This is a genomic window from Pseudomonas sp. HMWF006, assembly GCF_003061205.1.
GTDB lineage: Bacteria > Pseudomonadota > Gammaproteobacteria > Pseudomonadales > Pseudomonadaceae > Aquipseudomonas > Aquipseudomonas monsensis.
In genome coordinates this window covers 1-18,919 of sequence record NZ_QAIU01000048.1, presented here as the reverse complement: position 1 = coordinate 18,919, position 18,919 = coordinate 1, and the positions used below count along the sequence as shown (strand labels likewise).

Below are 18,919 nucleotides of genomic sequence, written 5' to 3'. Positions count from 1 at the left end.
TCGGGCGGCGCTCGCAGCAGACTGAAACCGGCGTCGTAATGCAGCGGCGTCGCATCCTCGTGGCACCACAGGCACGACGCGGCCAGGTCGATCACCTGCTGGCAACCGTCACCGCAGGGAATTTTCAGGCGCAGATGGAAATCCGCACCGACCATCATCGGCAACTGGCTGATCAGCATCAGCCCGTCTTCGGACACATTGCCCAGAAAACCGATGGGTTTGTCGGTGACGCTGTTGAACACTCTGAGGAAGTACGGCAGCTGATGCCGTTCGATCCGGCGGTCGGTAAACATGATGCGCAGTTCGTCCTGCAAGGCTCCCTCACAGAGCCGCACCCTTGCTTCGGAACGCGCCTGTGTCGCAGGCACGCTCTCCCCGCTTCCGGTGTGACGGTCGCTAATACGCCATCACCTTACAACTGCCAGTCGCAGGTGTTGCACGGGTCATCGCGGATTCACCGGCGACCCGATTCATTCGACTATAGCTCAGCCTGTACAACCGGCCAGCTTTTGTATGACAACTGTCATCAAGAGCCCGTCGGGCGCACCACCGCTGCTGCGCTGCGGGTCGGGTAATGGCCCAGGCTCTGCAGGGTTTCCAGACGGGCGCGGGCGCGGAAGGCGTATTCGCTGTTGGGGTACGAGGCGATGATGAACTGATAGGTTTGCGCCGCATCGACAAACATCTTCTGCCGCTCCAGGCACTGGCCGCGCATCATCGACACTTCCGGCCACACATACGGGCGGGCACGGCTGGCGCGTTCGACCTTGGACAGTTCGAGCATCACCTGCTCGCAATTGCCACGGTCATAGGCACTGTAAGCGTTGTTCAAATGATGGTTCATCGACCAACGGGTGCAGCCCGTGACGGCGAGGACGCTGAGGGCAAGGGCGGCAATGGGCAACAATCGCATGGGGGTTCTCCTGTCTTGAGCTCTGTATCGACCCATGGTCGGAAATCTTCAGGCGCGTTTGTCCCAAAGTTGCCGCGTTCAATAAAGAAAATGATAAGTAGTGCAAACGAACAATGACTACACCCAAAGAGCATAGTAGCCTTCGCTGGCGCTTGAACCTGAGGAGTCTTTGCATGTCCGTCCGTCGTACCAAAATCGTCGCTACCCTTGGCCCGGCCAGTAACTCGCCGGAAGTTCTCGAACAGCTGATTCTGGCTGGCCTGGACGTCGCCCGTCTGAACTTCTCCCATGGCACCCCCGACGAGCACAAGGCTCGCGCAAAACTGGTGCGTGACCTCGCTGCCAAGCACGGCCGCTTCGTCGCCCTGCTCGGTGACCTGCAAGGCCCGAAAATCCGTATCGCCAAATTCGCCAACAAGAAAATCGAGCTGAAGATCGGTGACAAGTTCACCTTCTCCACCAGCCATCCGTTGACCGAAGGCAACCAGCAAGTGGTCGGCATCGACTACCCGGACCTGGTCAAGGACTGCGGCGTGGGCGACGAGCTGCTGCTCGACGACGGCCGCGTGGTGATGCGCGTCGAAACCGCCACCGCCACCGAACTCAACTGCGTGGTGACCATCGGCGGCCCGCTGTCCGACCACAAAGGCATCAACCGTCGCGGCGGCGGCCTGACCGCGCCGGCCCTGACTGAAAAAGACAAGGCCGACATCAAGCTCGCAGCGGAAATGGAAGTCGACTACCTCGCGGTGTCCTTCCCGCGTGACGCGGCCGACATGGAATACGCCCGTCAACTGCGCGACGAGGCCGGCGGCACTGCCTGGCTGGTGGCGAAGATCGAACGCGCCGAAGCCGTGGCCGACGACGAAACCCTCGACGGCCTGATCAAGGCGTCCGACGCGGTGATGGTTGCCCGTGGTGACTTGGGTGTGGAAATCGGCGACGCCGAGCTGGTGGGCATTCAGAAGAAAATCATTCTGCACGCACGCCGCCACAACAAGGCGGTGATCGTCGCGACCCAGATGATGGAGTCGATGATCCAGAACCCGATGCCGACCCGCGCCGAAGTGTCCGACGTGGCCAACGCCGTGCTCGACTACACCGACGCCGTGATGCTCTCGGCCGAATCCGCCGCTGGCCAGTACCCGCTGGAAGCCGTGCAGGCGATGGCGCGCATCTGCGTCGGCGCGGAAAAGCACCCGACCGGCAAGACCTCCAGCCACCGTATCGGCAAGGAATTCACCCGCTGCGACGAAAGCATCGCACTGGCGACCATGTACACCGCCAACCACTTCCCGGGCGTCAAGGCGATCATCGCCCTGACTGAAAGTGGTTACACCCCGCTGATCATGTCGCGCATCCGCTCCTCGGTGCCGATCTACGCCTACTCGCCACACCGCGAGACCCAGGCGCGTGCGGCGATGTTCCGTGGCGTGTACACCATTCCGTTCGACCCGGCTTCGCTGGAACCGCACGAAGTCAGCCAGAAGGCGATCGACGAACTGGTCAAGCGCGGCGTAGTGGAAAAAGGCGACTGGGTCATCCTGACCAAGGGCGACAGCTACCACACCACCGGCGGTACCAACGGCATGAAGATCCTGCACGTGGGCGACCCGCAGGTCTGAGTGACCGGTTGCTGAAAAACCAAAGCCCCGCCGTGTGAACGGCGGGGCTTTTTGTTTTCCGGCCCATCAAAAAATCGCAGCCTTGTGCAGCACCTGCACGTGATTGGCGAGGTCCTTTCAAGCGTGGCCGCAGCTGTAATTTTGTGGCGAGCACTGTGTCAACTGTCAGATCTGACAGTAGACGGGGCAAGCATTCGGGCAGTTACTTGAGTCGAGAATCCTCTACTCAAGGAGAACGCCATGAATCACTCGAACCGACAGGCACCAAAAGCAGGAACGCTGGATGAAGACTTTGCCGACGCTGGCGTTTTCCAGCTGACGCTGCCGGCCCTCGGACGGCAAAGCCATGTGGGGGGGATCAGTTCGGACAGCACCTCGACACGCTTGTATTTCGCAGGTCAGGCAGGCTCCGGGGTCACTGATCAGGCTTACGTTCTGGGCTGCCTGACGCTGGACGGCAAACTGGACCCGACCTTTGGAAACGAGGGCATTGCCAGTGGTGCTTTTACCGTCAGAACCGAGTCCAAGGGGAAATCGGTCATCTGCCTGAGCGACGGCAAGAAGCTGCTTCTGGGCACCGTCGCTGAAAGCAGACCTGCACTGGCGCGCTTTACATCCGCAGGTGTGCTGGATAGCACGTTTGGAGACCAGGGCTACGTCATCCTCCGGTTGCCCGCAGGTGCTGACGAACAGACCGCGAAGGCAGCCAGTGGTAGCGAACAGGCTTCATCGGGCAGCATCGTGTCGCTGAACGACGGAAAAATTCTGGTGGTGTACACCTACGCCATTACGCACGGATTGGATACACAAGCGTTCCTGTACTTGCTCAACAGCGATGGTTCTCTGGACACCTCCTTCAATAACAAAGGCTATGTTCAGGTCCTCTACCCGGGTGCGGCGCCTGCCGATGTAAAGGTGCGCAACGGCTTGATCGATCAGGATGGCAAGCTCGTCATCTGCGGCGCACTGGCACCCCGCTCCGGCACATCCGCCGCCCTGTTTGCACGCTACCTGCGCGACGGCAGCCTCGATCCGCAGTTCGGCAACAACGGGTTTGTCATTGAGCCGATGTCGGGGTCTCCGGTTCTTGAGTGCGTGATCCAGCAACCGAACAAGCGGCTGCTGGGCATCGGCAAAACCGGCACTGAAGGTCTCCTGATCAGCCTGGAACCGGATGGTGAATACAATATCCAGTTCAATCGCGGCAAGCCTCTGCTGACCCGATTGGAGTATGCATCCACCTACTGGAGCAGCGGGGTCATGCAACCGGACGGCAAGATCGTGCTGGTCGGTAAATACCAGCAGTCCGACCAACCGTCCCCCGCCGTCATCGGCAGAATGTTGAGCGACGGCTCGTTCGATTCAACATTCGGCAACGCCGGCTGGGTGGGCACGCCATTTACCGGGGCGCTTTCTTTCGACAGCCTCGCGCTCCAGGCGGATGGAAAAATCGTAGTGGCCGGAACCTACCTCAAAGACTCGACGAATCAAGGATGGGTCCTGCGTTACCACGGGCGTGACTGAACAAGGGGCGGGCTATTTCAAGGAGATGAACATGAGCATTGATTCAAAGGTTTTGCGCAATGAAGGACAGCTCGACCCCGCCTTTGGTGACGGCGGCCTGGTCTTGTTGAATGCTCCCGGCGCTCCCGAAGGCAGCGTTAACCCCAAAGGCATGGGCGTTGATGCTGACGGTCGTCTGTATGTGGTCGGCGATGTGCAGCTCACGCGTCAGCGGGTTGATTACTACTGCGTGAGGCTGACGGCAAACGGGATGATCGACCCGACATTTGGCAAGGCCGGTTATGTCATCGCGGCGTTTGTCGAAAACGATGAAGGGCGCTCCTACTCGCAGATCAGCGAGGTGGTTGAACTCAGCGATGGAAAAATCTTACTGATCGGCCACTATTACGATGGCACCTTCAACACCTGGAAAGGCCTGATCCGTCTGCATCCCGATGGCACTCCGGACTCGACATTCGGCAATAACGGCACAGTGCTGATTGCACTTGGCAGCATCGGCGAGATTCAGGCGCACAGTTTTGAAGCGCCGTCGACCTCCTCCGGCATCGCAGCCGCGGGTAACAGTGTGATTCTGCCTGACGGCAAAATCCTGTTGCATGAACCTGTGTATGACGGCGTGGAAGAAACCCAAACGGCGATCATTCGCCTGACACCGGACGGTGCGCTCGATCCCGACTTCAACCAGACGGGCATCGTCCGGATTGCCTTTGCCGATTTTGCGCATACCCACCTCACCGACGTTCTGGTCAGCGCTGACGGCAAATACGTATTCAGTGGTTATTGCCGGAACCTGGCTAATGAAGGATCCCGTGCGCTCTTCACGAGATTGCTTGCCACTGGCGCAACTGACGTCTCATTCGGCAACAATGGCTATCGGTTGATTGAACCGCAGGAAGCTTCAATGAGCTTTCTGTTAGAACGTCTTGTTGCGCAGACGAACCAACGCTTGCTTGGCATCGGTTACACGCTGGATGACGCAGAATGCGGTTTGTTGGTCAGTCGTGAATCCGATGGCAGTGCCAACATCCAGTTCAATCGCGGCAAGCCGCTGCTGACCAGTCTGGACGACCGTGACACTTACTGGCATCACGCGTCTGTCCAGAAGGACGGAAGCATTCTGGTGTATGGCCACATTTATAAGCCCGCGCAGGTCGTCGTGGCCCGATTCACCGACGCCGGCATCCTGGACAAAAACTTTGGTGCGGGCACGGGCTGGCTGCAGTTCGATGCCGACCCTTTCGGGATGGCGTCCGCCTTGATCACGGATCGCACGGTGCTGTTTTTTGCAGCAGTCCGCGTCAATAATCATCACCAGTTGGGGGTTGCCAGGGGGCTTATCGCCCCGCAAGCATGACTGAGCGAACTCTGAAGAACCCATAGGTCGCCACCTTCGCCAGCGCTGTCGGGTCAACACACACCCGCAGCCGTTGCTGTCGAAGGCGGCGATCTTTCACTGCCGCTTGATAAACCCGGTCAACGCCGCCAGCGCTTCCGGCGAACGCAGCCGCTGGGTGAACAGCGCGCCCTCCTCCTCGATCACCTGGCGGATCAATTCACGATCCGGCGCCTTCATCAGTTGCTTGCTGATCCGTACCGCTTGCGGCGGCAATTCATCGAAGCGCAGCGCCATTTCCCGGGCCTTGGCCAAAGCCGCAGCGCCACTGCCCAACGCCTCACTGGCAATGCCCCACGCCGCCGCTTGCTCGCCGGTAAACCCTTCGCCGAGCAGCAACAACTGCGCCGCCCTGGCCTGACCGAGCAGGCGCGGCAGAATCAGGCTGGACGCAAACTCGGGGCACAGGCCAAGATTGACGAACGGCATGCGCAGTCGTGCGTCGCGGCTGACGTAGACCAGATCGCAATGCAGCAACAGCGTCGTGCCGATGCCCACCGCGGCCCCCGCCACGGCCGCGATCACCGGTTTGCGACATTCGAGCAGGTTGAGCATGAAGTGAAACACCGGGCTATCGAGATCGCTCGGCGGTTGCTGGATGAAGTCGGCAATGTCGTTGCCGGCGGTGAAGCACTCGGCACTGCCGGTGATCAGCACGGCGGTGATCGCAGGATCGCTGTCGGCCTGTTTCAGCGCCTCGGCGAGCCGGCTGTACATGGCGCGGGTCAGGGCGTTTTTCTTGTCCGGACGGTTAAAGCGCAGGGTCAGTAAACCGCGTTCGCGCTCCAGCAGGATGGCTTCGGTCATGGCATCTCTCAACAGTGCCGGGTTGCGAAGTTCAGTGAGGGTGAAGGGAGGCTGTGGCAAAGGGGTTTATCGCCGTTTGAGTGCGCAGCGCTCACAAAATCATGGGGCCACTGCGCAGCCCGGCGGGGATAAATTCTCTCGCCACAGACACTTCCACAACACAGGCCCCCTCATCAGAGGCTCTTCGAACCCATGAATATCAGCGCTTAACCGCGGGACAGAAACACATCGGCCAGCAGTTGATTGCGCGGCAGTCCGGCCAGATACAGACGCTTTGCAAAGGCATCGACACTGGCGGTTGAGCCGCAGACTAAGGCCAGGGTTTGCCGGGATACAAGGCGCAGTTGCGCCAAAGCGGCGGCTGACTCGGCCGCCGTCCACAGCTCGACACTGAGGTTTTCGCGCTGCGCGGCCAGTGCCATCAGGGGTTTGGCCAGATAGTGTTCGCTCGCCTCATGGGCCACATGAATGATGCGAATCGCGCCCTGGTGATCCTGGCGCAAGGCTTCGCGCAACACCCCGAACAATGGGCCCAGGCCAGTGCCGGCGGCCAGCAGCCATAGCGGCCGGCTGTGCCAGTCCGGGTCGTAATGCAACGCGCCGCCGCGCAGTTCGCCGAGGCGCACCGGGTCGCCGATCTGCAGCCGTCGAGCGGCATCGCTGAATTCGCCGGGCTGGCGGCAGTCGAGGTGAAATTCGAGAAAGCGGTCTTCTTCCGGCAGACTCGCCAGCGAATACGGCCGGGCGATGTGATCGAGCCACAGCACCAGGTGTTGTCCGGCGCTGTAGCGCAACGGACGTTGCGGGGTCAGGCGCAGGCGCAGCACGCTGTCACTGAGCCAGTCCAGCGCCTCGACTTCGGCGGGGCGTCCGTCGGTGAGCGGATCGAAGGTGTGCACCTGCAAGTCTTCGACCACCTGACACTGACAGGCCAGCCGCCAGCCCTGCTGGCGTTGCTCGGCGCTCAAGGCGTCCGGGCGATTGTCCGCCGGCAGGCCTTGCACACATTGCACCAGACAGGCATGGCAACTGCCGGCGCGGCAGCTGTAAGGCACGGCGACACCGTTCTGATTAAGGGCGTCGAGCAGGTTGCTGCCCGCCGCCACCGACCACTGTCGTTCACCGACGCGAAGTTCAGGCATCGACATTCTCCCAGGCCGCCGCACAGCGATTGCGCCCGTCACGCTTGGCCCGGTAGAGCGCTTGATCGGCACGTTGCAAGGCGTCGTCGAGATCGTCACCCAGGCCGAGCAAGGTCATGCCCGCCGACAGGCTGAGCGAGCCCACATTCAGACCGACCAGTTCGACATCGGTGAAGGCGATGCGCAAGCGCTCGCAGCAGGCGGTCAGGCGTTCGGCGTCGCAATCGGGCAGCAGCAGCACAAATTCCTCACCACCATAACGCGCCAGCACATCGCCGTCGCGCAGACAGGCCTGAGCGACACCGGCGAATGCCTGCAACACCTGATCGCCGGCGGCATGGCCGTGCAGGTCATTAATGCGTTTGAAATGATCGAGATCGATCAGCGCCAGGCCGTGCACGACATCGCTGTCCATCGTATTGAGTTCGCGCGAGGCCAGGCGCAGAAAGTGCCGGCGGTTGAACAACCCGGTCAGCTCGTCGGTGGCAACCAGGTCTTCGAGCTGACGCATCATCCCGCGCAGGGTGTCCTGATGCGCCTGCAAGGCAAACCGGCGCTGACGCATGCGTTGGCGCGAGACTTGAACGAAGCGCGCGTACAGCACCAGCCACGCCAGCACCATGGCCAGAATGCACACCTGCAACGCGGCGAGTGCCGGCTCGCGCAGGCGAAACTGATAGGCGTCCCACAGCGTGATCGTGCAAAAACTGAAGAACACCAATAGCGCACAGCGGATGAACGCCCGCCGACTGAGGTGAAACAGGCCGAATAACAGGATCAGCACGTAAAACACCAGAAACGCGCCGCGGGCTTCATCCAGATGCGCCATCAGCCAGGTTTGCCAGCCGAGCCCGAGCAGCACCTGCGCTTCGGTCAGGCTGGGGTCGGAAAAGCGCTGGTTGCGTCCGCTCCAGAACAGCGCGAACAGCGTCGCCTGACTGATCACCACCAGCGCGCTGCCAGTGGCCACGGAGCTCAGGGACTGGTCGTAATGACCGGTGAAAAACGTCAGCCACAGCAGCAGCAAAGCCAATCCATAGGTGGCCGCAGCAAGGGCGAAGCGTTTGAGCAAAAGACGTTGAATGGCGTTATGGGTCAATCGTTGACTCACCGTGCGATAAGAGGCTGACCGAGTGTCCTACTCTACAGACCGGCTGCCACTTTAGTGGCGTAGTCGATAAATGACCACCGATTTTCGGGCTCGAAAATTGACGTCAAATGCATGACCTGAAAAGCCCCTCACCCTAACCCTCTCCCGGAGGGAGAGGGGACTGACCGAGTGGTTTATCCGAGGTACGCCGACCTGAAACATCGCGCCGAACTCAGGTTTGAACAGCATGAAGATCGGACCCTTCCCTGAGTCGAACTCAGGTTTGAACAGTGTGAAGATCGGCCCCCTCGCCCCTGGGGAGAGGACTCGGGTGAGGGGATAGCTCTTGAAGTGCAAACCCGCTGTCCGATATTCGCCCACCCATGCGACCAACGAATGACTGCCGGCGCGTGTACGCCCCATCGAGGCGCGGTATACTGCCGCGCCTTTTTAGCGTCGCGCCACAGAGGGACAGCTACGAGCCGCAAGCTTCAAGCGGCAAGCTCAAGCTCAAGCTGTCCGCGTACTGCTTTAACTTGCCGCTCGAAGCTAGAAGCTTGTAGCTGCCCCACCGTTTTTTAGAGGAGCGCGACTCATGACCGTGATCAAGCAAGACGACCTGATTCAGAGCGTTGCCGACGCCCTGCAGTTCATTTCCTACTACCACCCCGTGGATTTCATCCAGGCGATGCATGAAGCCTACCTGCGCGAAGAATCGCCAGCGGCCCGTGACTCGATGGCGCAGATCCTGATCAACTCGCGCATGTGCGCCACCGGCCACCGGCCGATCTGCCAGGACACCGGCATCGTCACCGTGTTCGTGCGTGTGGGCATGGACGTACGTTGGGATGGCGCCACCATGAGCCTGGACGACATGATCAACGAAGGCGTGCGCCGCGCCTACAACCTGCCGGAAAACGTCCTGCGTGCCTCGATCCTCGCCGACCCGGCGGGCGCTCGTAAAAACACCAAGGACAACACCCCGGCAGTCATCCACTACTCCATCGTCCCGGGCAACACCGTGGAAGTGGACGTGGCAGCCAAGGGCGGCGGTTCCGAGAACAAGTCGAAAATGGCCATGCTCAACCCGTCCGACTCGATCGTCGACTGGGTACTCAAGACCGTTCCGACCATGGGCGCCGGCTGGTGCCCACCGGGCATGCTGGGCATCGGCATCGGCGGCACCGCCGAGAAAGCTGCGGTGATGGCCAAGGAAGTGTTGATGGAATCCATCGACATTCACGAGCTGAAGGCCCGTGGCCCGCAGAACCGCATTGAAGAAATGCGCCTGGAGCTGTTCGAGAAGGTCAACCAGCTGGGCATCGGCGCCCAGGGCCTTGGTGGCCTGACCACCGTGCTCGACGTGAAGATCATGGACTACCCGACTCACGCCGCCTCCCTGCCGGTGTGCATGATCCCGAACTGCGCCGCCACCCGTCACGCGCACTTCGTGCTCGACGGTACAGGTCCAGCCTCGCTGGAAGCGCCACCGCTGGACGCCTACCCGGAAATCGTCTGGGAAGCCGGCCCGTCGGCTCGCCGCGTCAACCTCGACACCCTGACCCCGGAAGACGTGCAGAGCTGGAAGCCGGGCGAAACCGTCCTGCTCAACGGCAAAATGCTCACCGGTCGCGACGCTGCGCACAAACGCATGGTCGAGATGCTGAACAAGGGTGAAACCCTGCCGGTAGACCTCAAAGGTCGCTTCATCTACTACGTTGGCCCGGTTGACCCGGTCGGTGACGAAGTGGTTGGTCCGGCTGGCCCGACCACCGCAACGCGGATGGACAAGTTCACCCGGCAGATCCTCGAGCAAACCGGCCTGTTGGGCATGATCGGCAAGTCCGAGCGCGGCCCGACCGCGATCGACGCGATCAAGGACAACAAGGCCGTGTACCTGATGGCCGTCGGTGGCGCCGCGTACCTGGTGGCTCAGGCCATCAAGAAGTCCAAGGTGCTGGCATTCGCCGAGCTCGGCATGGAAGCGATCTACGAGTTCGAGGTCAAGGACATGCCGGTCACCGTTGCGGTGGACAGCAAAGGTGAATCGGTGCACATCACCGGTCCTGCGATCTGGCAACAGAAGATCAGCGAAAGCCTGGCGGTCGAAGTGCAGTAAGCGCTTCGCCCTATGAAAACGGCCGGCTCATCCCCAGGGATGACCGGCCGTTTTTGCATGTGCAAACCCAATGCGATAAAAAACCTGCCAAAGCATACAAAATGTTCTTGCGCACCTGTCAGATCTGACAGGTTAATTCCAATGCCATTCTTGATAGCGTCAATCCATTCACGCCAACCCCGTGCGCAATGGATTCGAGCATGCCTGACCGACAAGAACTGAGCATCACCACACCTGCCATCGCCAAAAGCGCATCGCTCGCCACCATCGGTAAAAGCTGGGGCGCCGTGGGGCCGACTGGTGCGGCATCGTTCGAGCTGCCGATCCCGACCTCCCCCGGCCGGGGCTGGGATCCACAGTTTCGCTGAGCTACAACAGTCAGAGCGGCAACGGTCCGTTCGGTCTGTCCTGGCACTTGGGCGGCGTGGGTCAGATCAGCCGCCGAACCCATAAAGGTGTGCCGCGTTACACCGATCACGACGAGATCATCGGCGTCGATGGGGAAGTATGGATGCCAGAGCTGGACGAGGATGGCGAGCTCAAATTCCGTGAAGAAAGCACCTACAACGGCGTCGACATCGGCCCGCACAGGGTGGTGCGCTACTGGCCTCGAGTCGAAAGCGATTTTGCCTTGCGCGAGCGCTGGCAGCGCCAGACCCGAGAAGCAGATCCACCGGTATTCTGGTTGATACACGGCGCCGACGGCTCGCTACACCTTTACGGCAAGACCGAAGCCACACGGCTCGCCGATCCTGAGGCCCCAGGGCGAATCGCCAGCTGGTTGCTGTGCGAAAGCATGAACGCCCGTGGCGAACACATCTGTTTTGAATACAAGGCCGATGATCAGGATCCCGACCCGGTGCATGACTACCGTGCCCAGCGCTATCTGCGCCGTGTGTGCTACGGCAACTTCACCGCCAGCAGCCATCTGTACAGCTGGACGATCGACAATCCCGCCGAACTCGACTGGCACTTTCAGTTGCTGTTCGATTACGGCGAGCGCAGCACCGCGCTGGCCGATGTACCGGACTACGATGGCGCAACGGTGCAACCCTGGCTCACGCGCCAGGACCCGTTTTCGACCTACGGCCGAGGCTTTGAACTGGCGACCCGCCGGCTGTGCCGGCAAGTCCTGATGTTTCATCGTTTCAGCGCTGACCCGGCGATCAGGCCAGCGCTGGTGCGTCGCCTGTTGCTGGAATATTCGACGCCTTCCAGCGACTGGTCTTTCAGCCAGATCAGCGCCGCCCACTATCAGTCTTATGATGCCAGCGGCGGCGTCGAGAACAGCCCGCCCGTGGAGTTCGAATATTCAACGTTCGACATCAATCGCACCCCCACACGCCTGCTCGAAACCGATAACCAACCCGGTGTGGAAGACGGCGGTTTCTACCAGTGCGTTGACCTTTATGGCGAAGGCGTGCCGGGTTTTCTGTGTCGCTATGATCAGTGCTGGTATTACCGTGAGCCACTGCGCCAAACCTCAGGCACCGATGAAATCGGCTACGGGCCATGGCAGGCGCTGGACAACATTCCGTTGGGCGATCGCAAGCGCCCGGTGCAACAACTGCTGACGGACCTGACCGGCGATGGCCGCCTCGACTGGATCAGCGCGCAACCGGGTATCAGTGCGTTTCGCGCACTCAATGCACAGCGTGAATTCGCCGACTTCGTCCCGTTCAATGCATTTCCACTGGAGTTTTTCCACACGCTGTCGCAACTCGGTGACCTGAGCGGCGACGGGCTCAGTTCACTGGGGTTGATCGGGCCGAACTCGGTGCGCCTCTATGCCAACCGACGTGAGGAAGGCTTCGCTCCCGGCGAAGAAGTGCTGCATGTGCCCGTCGATGACCACCTGCCGTTGTTCAGCAACTCGCCCACTGAACTGGTGCTGCTGGGCAACCTGCTCGGCAGCGACATGCCTGAGCTGTGCCGTATCCGTCATGACGAAATCAAATGCTGGCCGAACCTGGGGCACGGCAGGTTTGGCGAAGGCCGGGTGATCAGCGCCCTGCCCTTTGAGTACGAAACGTTCGATGCATCGCGGGTACGCATCGCCGACCTCGATGGCAGCGGCGCCCCTGCGCTGATTTATCTGCAATCGCAGGGGTTCGAGATCTACCGCAACCGTGGCGGGAACGGGCTGGAACAAACGCCGATCAGCGTGCCATGGCCTGAAGGCGTGCGCTACGACCGTTCAAACCAGGTCAGTTTCGCCGACCTGCAAGGGCTTGGCTGCGCAAGCCTGATCCTGACGGTGCCACACATTACGCCGCAGCACTGGCGCTACGATTTCGTCGCCGCCAAACCCTATCTGCTGACCGCGAGCAACAACAACATGGGGTGTAGCGCCAGCGTGGTTTATCGCAGCTCGGCGCAAGAGTGGCTGGATGAGAAACAACGCACACTGGCACTCAAACAACTGCCGATCTGTCATTTGCCGTTTACCGTGGCCGTGGTCAAACAGCAACGGCAACTGGATGAAATCACCGGCAATTGCCTGACCCAGACCTTCCTTTATCGCGAGGGCATCTACGATGCCAGAGAGCGTGAGTTCCGCGGGTTCGGCCAGTTGCAACAGACCGACAGCGAACGTGCCGGCGCCGATGACGAGAGCGGTTTTACCGCGCCGGTACGGGTCTGTACCTGGTTTCACACCGGACAATCCATGGATCGTTCGCGTGCGCCCTATTTCAATGGCGATCACCAGGCATGGCCGCTGGGCAACACCCTGTTCAGCCGCTATCACGTCACCGACGAATGCGATGAAACCATCACGCCGCATGATGCCGACACCGAGTACGAAATCGCTCGGGCACTGGTGGGGTCGGTCATCCGCAGCGAAACCTACGCCGAGGACAGCTTCGACGCCCCGGGCATTGCCAGCCCTTATGCGGTGCAGGAGAACCGCTACCTGGTGCGCGAAGTCCGGGCCCGAGGCCAATACGCCTCAGCGGTAATGCTGCCGCTGGTGCTGGAAAGCATCAGCTACCAGTACGACACATTCATCGACGATCCGCTGTGCCGCCACGACCTCAATCTGCGCTGGGACGCCCACGGTTTGTCCACCCATGCACTGACCGTCAACTACGCGCGGCGCCTGACCGAATCAGACACACCGCCGTTCACCGATGTGGATGAGCAACAGTGGTGGCGCGATGCACACGATGCAGCGCAGCAATCCTTCTATCTGAGCGAAACACGCTCGACGTTCATTGACCTGACTGACCAGCCGCAGCAGTGGCGGCTCGGTTTGCCGTGGCAACAGCGCAGCAATGCACTGGTGTTGCCTAAAGGCTCGCTACCGCAAGGTTTGACAGCGCAACAGGTCAGTTATGAGGACATGATCGCGCATCAGGATTCGGCCTACTGGGATGAACAGCGGGTACTGACAACGCAGTCAGTGCAACGTTACGTGAAGCCCGATGGGACGCTGCTCGATGACGGGCAGGCCGATTTTGTCGCACTTGCCGGGCCACTGGAGCTGGCGCAGTTGGACAAGACCGCGCTGGAGGCTTATGACGTTTTACCGCCGCCCTTCGATATTCGCGACGAACTGAAGAGAATCGGTTACACCGCGATGCCGCTGTTGTTTGAGATCGAGCCGCCCATCGATGCCGAACAAGACCTCTGGTCGGCGCACTTCGGCTATGCCACTTATGCCGACCTCAGCGGTTTCTACAAAGTGCGCAGCTACCGCGAAACGCTCAGCCATGGCGCGACCCAAGCCGAATACGACGACTACAACCTGGCGATCATCCGCGTTGAACTGCCGGATCACTGCACCACGCACATCGAGTACGACTACCACGCCCTGCTGCCGCAGCGCATCGTCGACGCCAATGAAAATATTGAAGAAGTGATTTACGAGCCTTCCGGACAGCCGCTGGCCAGCAGTTTTCACGGTACCGAGCGCGGCGTCGCCGCAGGTTTCAAGTCCCTGAGCGAATTTATCCGGCCAGAAGATCATCGCCCGGACCCGGCCATTGAAGCCCCCGAAGACGCGGTGCAAAAAGCCGCGAGCACGCTGCGCAAGGACTTGTTCAGCTGGATGGGCCAAGTACCGGCGGACGCAGTTACACTCCCTGAATGGGTCGCCCGGGGATACGTGCTGCCCAGCGGGCATATTCGTGCCAGTGCTCGCCGGCAACTGGCGCAGCGTACGGTGCTGACCGCTGCGGAACAGGCGTTGCGCGAAGTCATCGCCAGTGCTCACCGCGAACCGGTGCACAGCGTGATGCTCAGCGCCGATCGCTACCCTGACGACGAAATCCCGGCACAGATCCAGATCATCAAAGCCTGCGTCGACGGCTTCGGCCGTGCCCTGCAAACCCAGCAACGGGTCGATCCGGGCAAGGCGTATGCGGTCGACGCCGACGGCGCGCTGATCGTCGAGGATGGCCAGTTCGTGGAAGTCGACGCCGACCCGCGCTGGCGTATCAGCGAGCGTGTCGAATACAACAACAAGGGCTTGCTGGTGCGTCAGTTCCGGCCGTTTTTCGCCGACACCCATGGCTACGTCAATGACCAGTCACTGCGAGAGCTCGGCTATTTCGATCAACTGTTCTATGACCCGTTGGGCCGGTCCATCAAGCTGATCAATGCGCGTGGCGACTTTTCCCGCGAAACCTACCACCCCTGGTACCGCGCCAGCGAAGACTTCAACGACACCGCCGAGCCGTCACCGCCCGCCAGGTCGCCACGCTCATGACTGCCAATGTGCATCGACGCACGCCGGCGCTGGCCGTGAACGATGCTCGCGGCCTGCCGGTGCGACAGGTGGCCTACCTGCGCACGGTGGCGGATGACACGCCCGCAGCCTTGGCCAGCCGCCAGCATCACGACCCCGCAGGACGGCTGATCGAGCAATGGGATCCGCGCCTTTCAGTGCCCTGTCGGGTTTCGGTTCCCGGCCTCGACGGCTCAGCGCTCAAGTCCGACAGCGTCGACGCTGGCTGGCGCCTTCACCTGCCCGGTCTGGCCGGCGAGCCGTTGCAACGCTGGGACGAGCGCGGTACGCGTTGGCGCACGACCTTCGATGAGCAACTACGGGTGATCGCACTCAGCGAAAACGACGAGGCTGATGTCGATGTGTTTACCTACGCCGATGCCAGCGCCGATGCTGCTCACAACCTGCGCGGCCAGCTGCTGACACACAAAGATCGCTCGGGCACGCTAAGCACGGACAGCTTCGCCCTCACCCGCCAGGCGCTGACGCAGACCCGGACCTTCGAGGATGGCGAAGCCTTCACCAGTCAATGGCGGTTCAGCCCGCTCGGTGCGCTACTGGAGCAGACCGATGCCGGCGGCCATCGGCAACGCTCAAGCTACGGCCTGGCCGGACAGCTCAAACAAGTGCATCTGCGTGTCAGCGGCAAGACTGACTGGCAGCCGGTGTTGCTGGATATGCAGTACAACGCTGCCACGCAGATCATCGAGCAACTGGCCGGCAACCGGGTGCGCAGCCGCTGGACCTACGCCTTGGCGGACGGGCGTCTGCACACTCAGTCGAGCCGCAAGGAGGCCGGCGAGGTTCTACAGGACTTCGAATACTTTCACGACCGGGTCGGCAATATCAGCCGCATCGAAGATCACGCGTTCCAGCCCGTTTACTTCGCCAACCAGCTCGTCGATGGCCACCGTGATTTCAGCTACGACTCGCTCTATCGGTTGACTCGCGCCACGGGGTACGACGACGCCCCGCCCTCAGACATTCCCGGTCTGCCACAGCCGGGCGATCCGAACAATCGCCTCAACTACACCCAGACGTACCAGTATGACTGCGGCGGCAACCTCATCGAACTGCGCCATGCGCGGGCCACGAATGCCTACACCCGGACGGTGCGCATCGACCCGCAGAGCAATCGCGGGGTGCGCTGGAAACCGGGCGATCCGGAGCCGGTGTTCGATAAGCTGTTCGACGGCCATGGCAATCAACAAGCCGTGCAGCCCGGCCAGAACCTGCAATGGAATGTTCGCGACGAACTGCAACAGGTGATCCTGATCCCTCGCGAAAACCAGCGCAGTGACGCTGAGCACTACACCTACAGTCAGGGCGCGCGGGTGCTCAAATACCACGAGACTTTCACCGCAACCGCCGAACACTTTCAGCAGGTGCGCTACCTGCCAGGGCTGGAAATCCGCACCAGAGACAACGGTGAAGAGCTGCACGTCATCAGCCTCGTTCACGCGCGCTGCCTGCACTGGGCGCAGAAAAAACCCAAAGACGCCGATGCCGACCAACTGCGTTACAGCCTCGACGATCACCTCGGTTCCTGTGTCATGGAACTCGATCAACAGGCCGGGCTGATCAACCACGAGGGCTATTACCCTTTTGGCGAAACGGCGTGGATGGTCGGCGAGCATGAGGTCGAGGTGAGCTACAAATTCATCCGTTATTCCGGCAAAGAAATGGATGTCAGCGGTTTGTACTACTACGGCGCGCGCTATTACGCGCCGTGGTTGCAGCGCTGGGTCAGTGCGGACACAGAGCAGGCAGATGGCCCGAATCTTTATGCGTTTGTGGGCAATAACCCGATGCGCTATATCGATCCTGACGGCAACGCGCGTGCGGAAACCCTGATTATGGTGACGTCGGAATTTATTTCAGTCATCAATGCTTATTCCACACAGGTAGTGGACCAGCTGCATAACATCCTCCATCCGCTTGGCCTCAACAGAACCATGGTACTGAGCCTGGTCGTCGAAACTGGGTATTGGTATACAGCCACCACAAAGGGTGGAAGTCTCGGCAGCGGATTTGTCGACGGCATTATTCCGCCTCCGACTGAAGTCGCCGCCTATCCGACGGTCGGGGGAGTTTCCGGCGGCAATGCCGCCGGCGATCTCGCAGCGAAAATGCTCGATCCGGTGACGGAAAGTGTCGGGATCAATTTAGGTCCACTGATTCCGCAGACCTCGCAAATGTCTGTCAGCGCCATTGACAAAAGTTTGGGCATTGACCGCCCTGTCAAAGAGATCGAATCGTGGAAAGACATAAAGAGCGAATTGATAAACCCGGCGCTCAACGCCGTACTCAACCCTGAGTTCCTCATCGGCAGGGTGCTTGGCGCAGCGATATCGATCGTCCCGCACTTTCTGAGTCTGTTTAAAAAAGCGCAGGATGCCGAGGAAATCAAAAACCGGCTTGACCCAGCGAAAATCGAAAAAATCGAGAACATGCTTAATGAATGGAAAACCGCAGTAGAGCAACGCGCAGGCTGGGCAGAGAGCGCATTTGACGTGCTGGGCACTGACGTCATTTTGCCCGCCGAGATGCTGCCCAACGTGACTCATATGACCTCCGGGCAACGGTTGGCGCCGATCACTCGCGCGGGCATGCGCCAACAAACCAATGCCGCCTTGCGCCACATTTCACGCGCCCAGGCGATGGTCGGCTGGTACAAGGAAATGGGCACCACGGACAATCAGTTTTTGCTGAAGCAGGCGCGAGCCAACAAGAAAAAGGCGGCCTGATATGGCACTGTCCGAGCTTGCGAGGATGACCCCTTCAGTGCATTGGCATACGCCGACGCTGCGCGCCCATGACCCCAGAACGCTACCGGTCAGCGACGTCGCGTACTTGCGCAATGCGGCCGGTGATGACACTGAGCGCCAGACCACTCGCCGCCAGCACGACACTGCCGGGCGCCTGGTAAAACAGTGGGATCCGCGCTTGCCTGTGCCGTGCCTGACCACGGTTTACCGCCTCGACGGCGAGGCGCTGAAAACAGACAGCGTCGACGCCGGCTGGCGCCTGACCTTGCCGGGGCTTGCCGCCGAACCACTGCAGCGCTGGAGCGAACGCGGCGACCATTGGCGCACGACATTCGATGAACAACTGCGGGTGCTGGCGCTCGCCGAAAACGACCAGCCCGATGTCGATGTATTCATCTATGCCGACGCTACGGCTGACGCCGGACACAACCTGCGCGGCCAGTTACACACACTGAAGGATCGCTCGGGCACGCTGCACACAGGCAGCTTTGCCCTCAGCGGCCAGCCTCTGCAAGAGCGCCGTACCTTTCACGATGACCAGGCATTCACCCATGACCGGGTGCTCAGCCCGCTCGGCACGTTACTCGAACAGACCGACGCCGGCGGTCATCGGCAACGTTCCCGCTACGGCGTGGCCGGACAACTCAAACAGGTCCAGCTGCAACTGAAAAATCAAACCACATGGCTACCGGTACTGCTCGCTGCGCAATACAACGCGGCCGCACAGATCGTTGAGCAACGGGCCGGCAACGATGTCATCAGCCAGTGGATCTATGACCCTGCCGATGGCCGTCTGCGAAGACAATCGG

General features: G+C 60.8%; 10 protein-coding genes and 2 pseudogenes. 7 read left to right on the top strand and 5 right to left on the bottom strand.

Features of this window, described 5'->3' with window-relative positions; all coding sequences use genetic code 11:
- Together DBR24_RS01805 and DBR24_RS01800 are read right to left on the bottom strand one after the other, a co-directional pair.
- A partial coding sequence (locus DBR24_RS01805) for a PilZ domain-containing protein (protein ID WP_146188932.1) occupies nt 1-293 on the bottom strand: 293 nt, incomplete at its 3' end.
- A 233-nt stretch (nt 294-526) separates the two neighbouring features.
- The gene (locus tag DBR24_RS01800; protein WP_123467278.1) at nt 527-913 is read right to left on the bottom strand and encodes a tol-pal system YbgF family protein; all 387 of its coding nucleotides are present in this window, start codon (nt 911-913) and stop codon (nt 527-529) included.
- Nucleotides 914-1,086: 173 nt separating this feature from the next.
- Here DBR24_RS01800 and pyk point away from each other — a divergent pair, with 173 nt between their 5' ends.
- The 3 genes from pyk (at nt 1,087) to DBR24_RS01785 (ending at nt 5,416) form a co-directional block, all read left to right on the top strand.
- The gene (gene pyk, locus DBR24_RS01795) at nt 1,087-2,538 is read left to right on the top strand and encodes a pyruvate kinase (RefSeq protein ID WP_123467280.1); all 1,452 of its coding nucleotides are present in this window, start codon (nt 1,087-1,089) and stop codon (nt 2,536-2,538) included.
- Between the two features lie 240 nt (nt 2,539-2,778).
- Nucleotides 2,779-4,062, top strand: coding sequence for a hypothetical protein (locus tag DBR24_RS01790; RefSeq protein ID WP_128613707.1), 1,284 nt, complete (start codon nt 2,779-2,781; stop codon nt 4,060-4,062).
- A gap of 31 nt (nt 4,063-4,093) precedes the next feature.
- Entirely contained in the window at nt 4,094-5,416 is a 1,323-nt protein-coding gene (locus tag DBR24_RS01785) for a hypothetical protein (RefSeq protein ID WP_158277013.1), read from the top strand.
- A gap of 96 nt (nt 5,417-5,512) precedes the next feature.
- Here DBR24_RS01785 and DBR24_RS01780 read toward each other — a convergent pair whose 3' ends face one another.
- From DBR24_RS01780 to DBR24_RS01770, 3 genes are all read right to left on the bottom strand, one after another.
- The gene (locus DBR24_RS01780) at nt 5,513-6,262 is read right to left on the bottom strand and encodes an enoyl-CoA hydratase-related protein (RefSeq protein WP_128613705.1); all 750 of its coding nucleotides are present in this window, start codon (nt 6,260-6,262) and stop codon (nt 5,513-5,515) included.
- A gap of 206 nt (nt 6,263-6,468) precedes the next feature.
- Entirely contained in the window at nt 6,469-7,404 is a 936-nt protein-coding gene (locus DBR24_RS01775; protein ID WP_128613704.1) for an iron-sulfur-binding ferredoxin reductase, read from the bottom strand.
- Nucleotides 7,397-8,503, bottom strand: a complete 1,107-nt coding sequence (locus DBR24_RS01770; RefSeq protein ID WP_128613703.1) for a diguanylate cyclase — start codon at nt 8,501-8,503, stop codon at nt 7,397-7,399. Before DBR24_RS01770 ends, DBR24_RS01775 begins: the two co-directional genes overlap by 8 nt.
- A 586-nt stretch (nt 8,504-9,089) precedes the next feature.
- On the opposite strand from DBR24_RS01770, the gene DBR24_RS01765 reads away from it, so the two are divergent.
- The 4 genes and pseudogenes from DBR24_RS01765 to DBR24_RS01750 form a co-directional block, all read left to right on the top strand.
- Nucleotides 9,090-10,613, top strand: a complete 1,524-nt coding sequence (locus tag DBR24_RS01765) for a fumarate hydratase (protein WP_085689500.1) — start codon at nt 9,090-9,092, stop codon at nt 10,611-10,613.
- Nucleotides 10,614-10,813: 200 nt separating this feature from the next.
- Nucleotides 10,814-15,324: pseudogene (locus DBR24_RS01760) on the top strand (SpvB/TcaC N-terminal domain-containing protein).
- Entirely contained in the window at nt 15,321-18,089 is a 2,769-nt protein-coding gene (locus tag DBR24_RS01755; protein ID WP_128613701.1) for an RHS repeat-associated core domain-containing protein, read from the top strand. Before DBR24_RS01760 ends, DBR24_RS01755 begins: the two are co-directional and overlap by 4 nt.
- Nucleotides 18,090-18,114: 25 nt before the next feature.
- Nucleotides 18,115-18,919: pseudogene (locus tag DBR24_RS01750) on the top strand (toxin); the annotation flags it as partial.

What these genes read in the sequence shown, in the direction of transcription:
- DBR24_RS01790 (WP_128613707.1), top strand. Translation starts at nt 2,779, where the DNA reads ATGAATCACTCGAACCGACAGGCACCAAAAGCAGGAACGCTGGATGAA.
- pyk (WP_123467280.1), top strand. Translation starts at nt 1,087, where the DNA reads ATGTCCGTCCGTCGTACCAAAATCGTCGCTACCCTTGGCCCGGCCAGT.
- DBR24_RS01785 (WP_158277013.1), top strand. Translation starts at nt 4,094, where the DNA reads ATGAGCATTGATTCAAAGGTTTTGCGCAATGAAGGACAGCTCGACCCC.
- DBR24_RS01755 (WP_128613701.1), top strand. Translation starts at nt 15,321, where the DNA reads ATGACTGCCAATGTGCATCGACGCACGCCGGCGCTGGCCGTGAACGAT.
- DBR24_RS01800 (WP_123467278.1), bottom strand. Translation starts at nt 913, where the DNA reads ATGCGATTGTTGCCCATTGCCGCCCTTGCCCTCAGCGTCCTCGCCGTC.
- DBR24_RS01780 (WP_128613705.1), bottom strand. Translation starts at nt 6,262, where the DNA reads ATGACCGAAGCCATCCTGCTGGAGCGCGAACGCGGTTTACTGACCCTG.
- DBR24_RS01765 (WP_085689500.1), top strand. Translation starts at nt 9,090, where the DNA reads ATGACCGTGATCAAGCAAGACGACCTGATTCAGAGCGTTGCCGACGCC.
- DBR24_RS01775 (WP_128613704.1), bottom strand. Translation starts at nt 7,404, where the DNA reads ATGCCTGAACTTCGCGTCGGTGAACGACAGTGGTCGGTGGCGGCGGGC.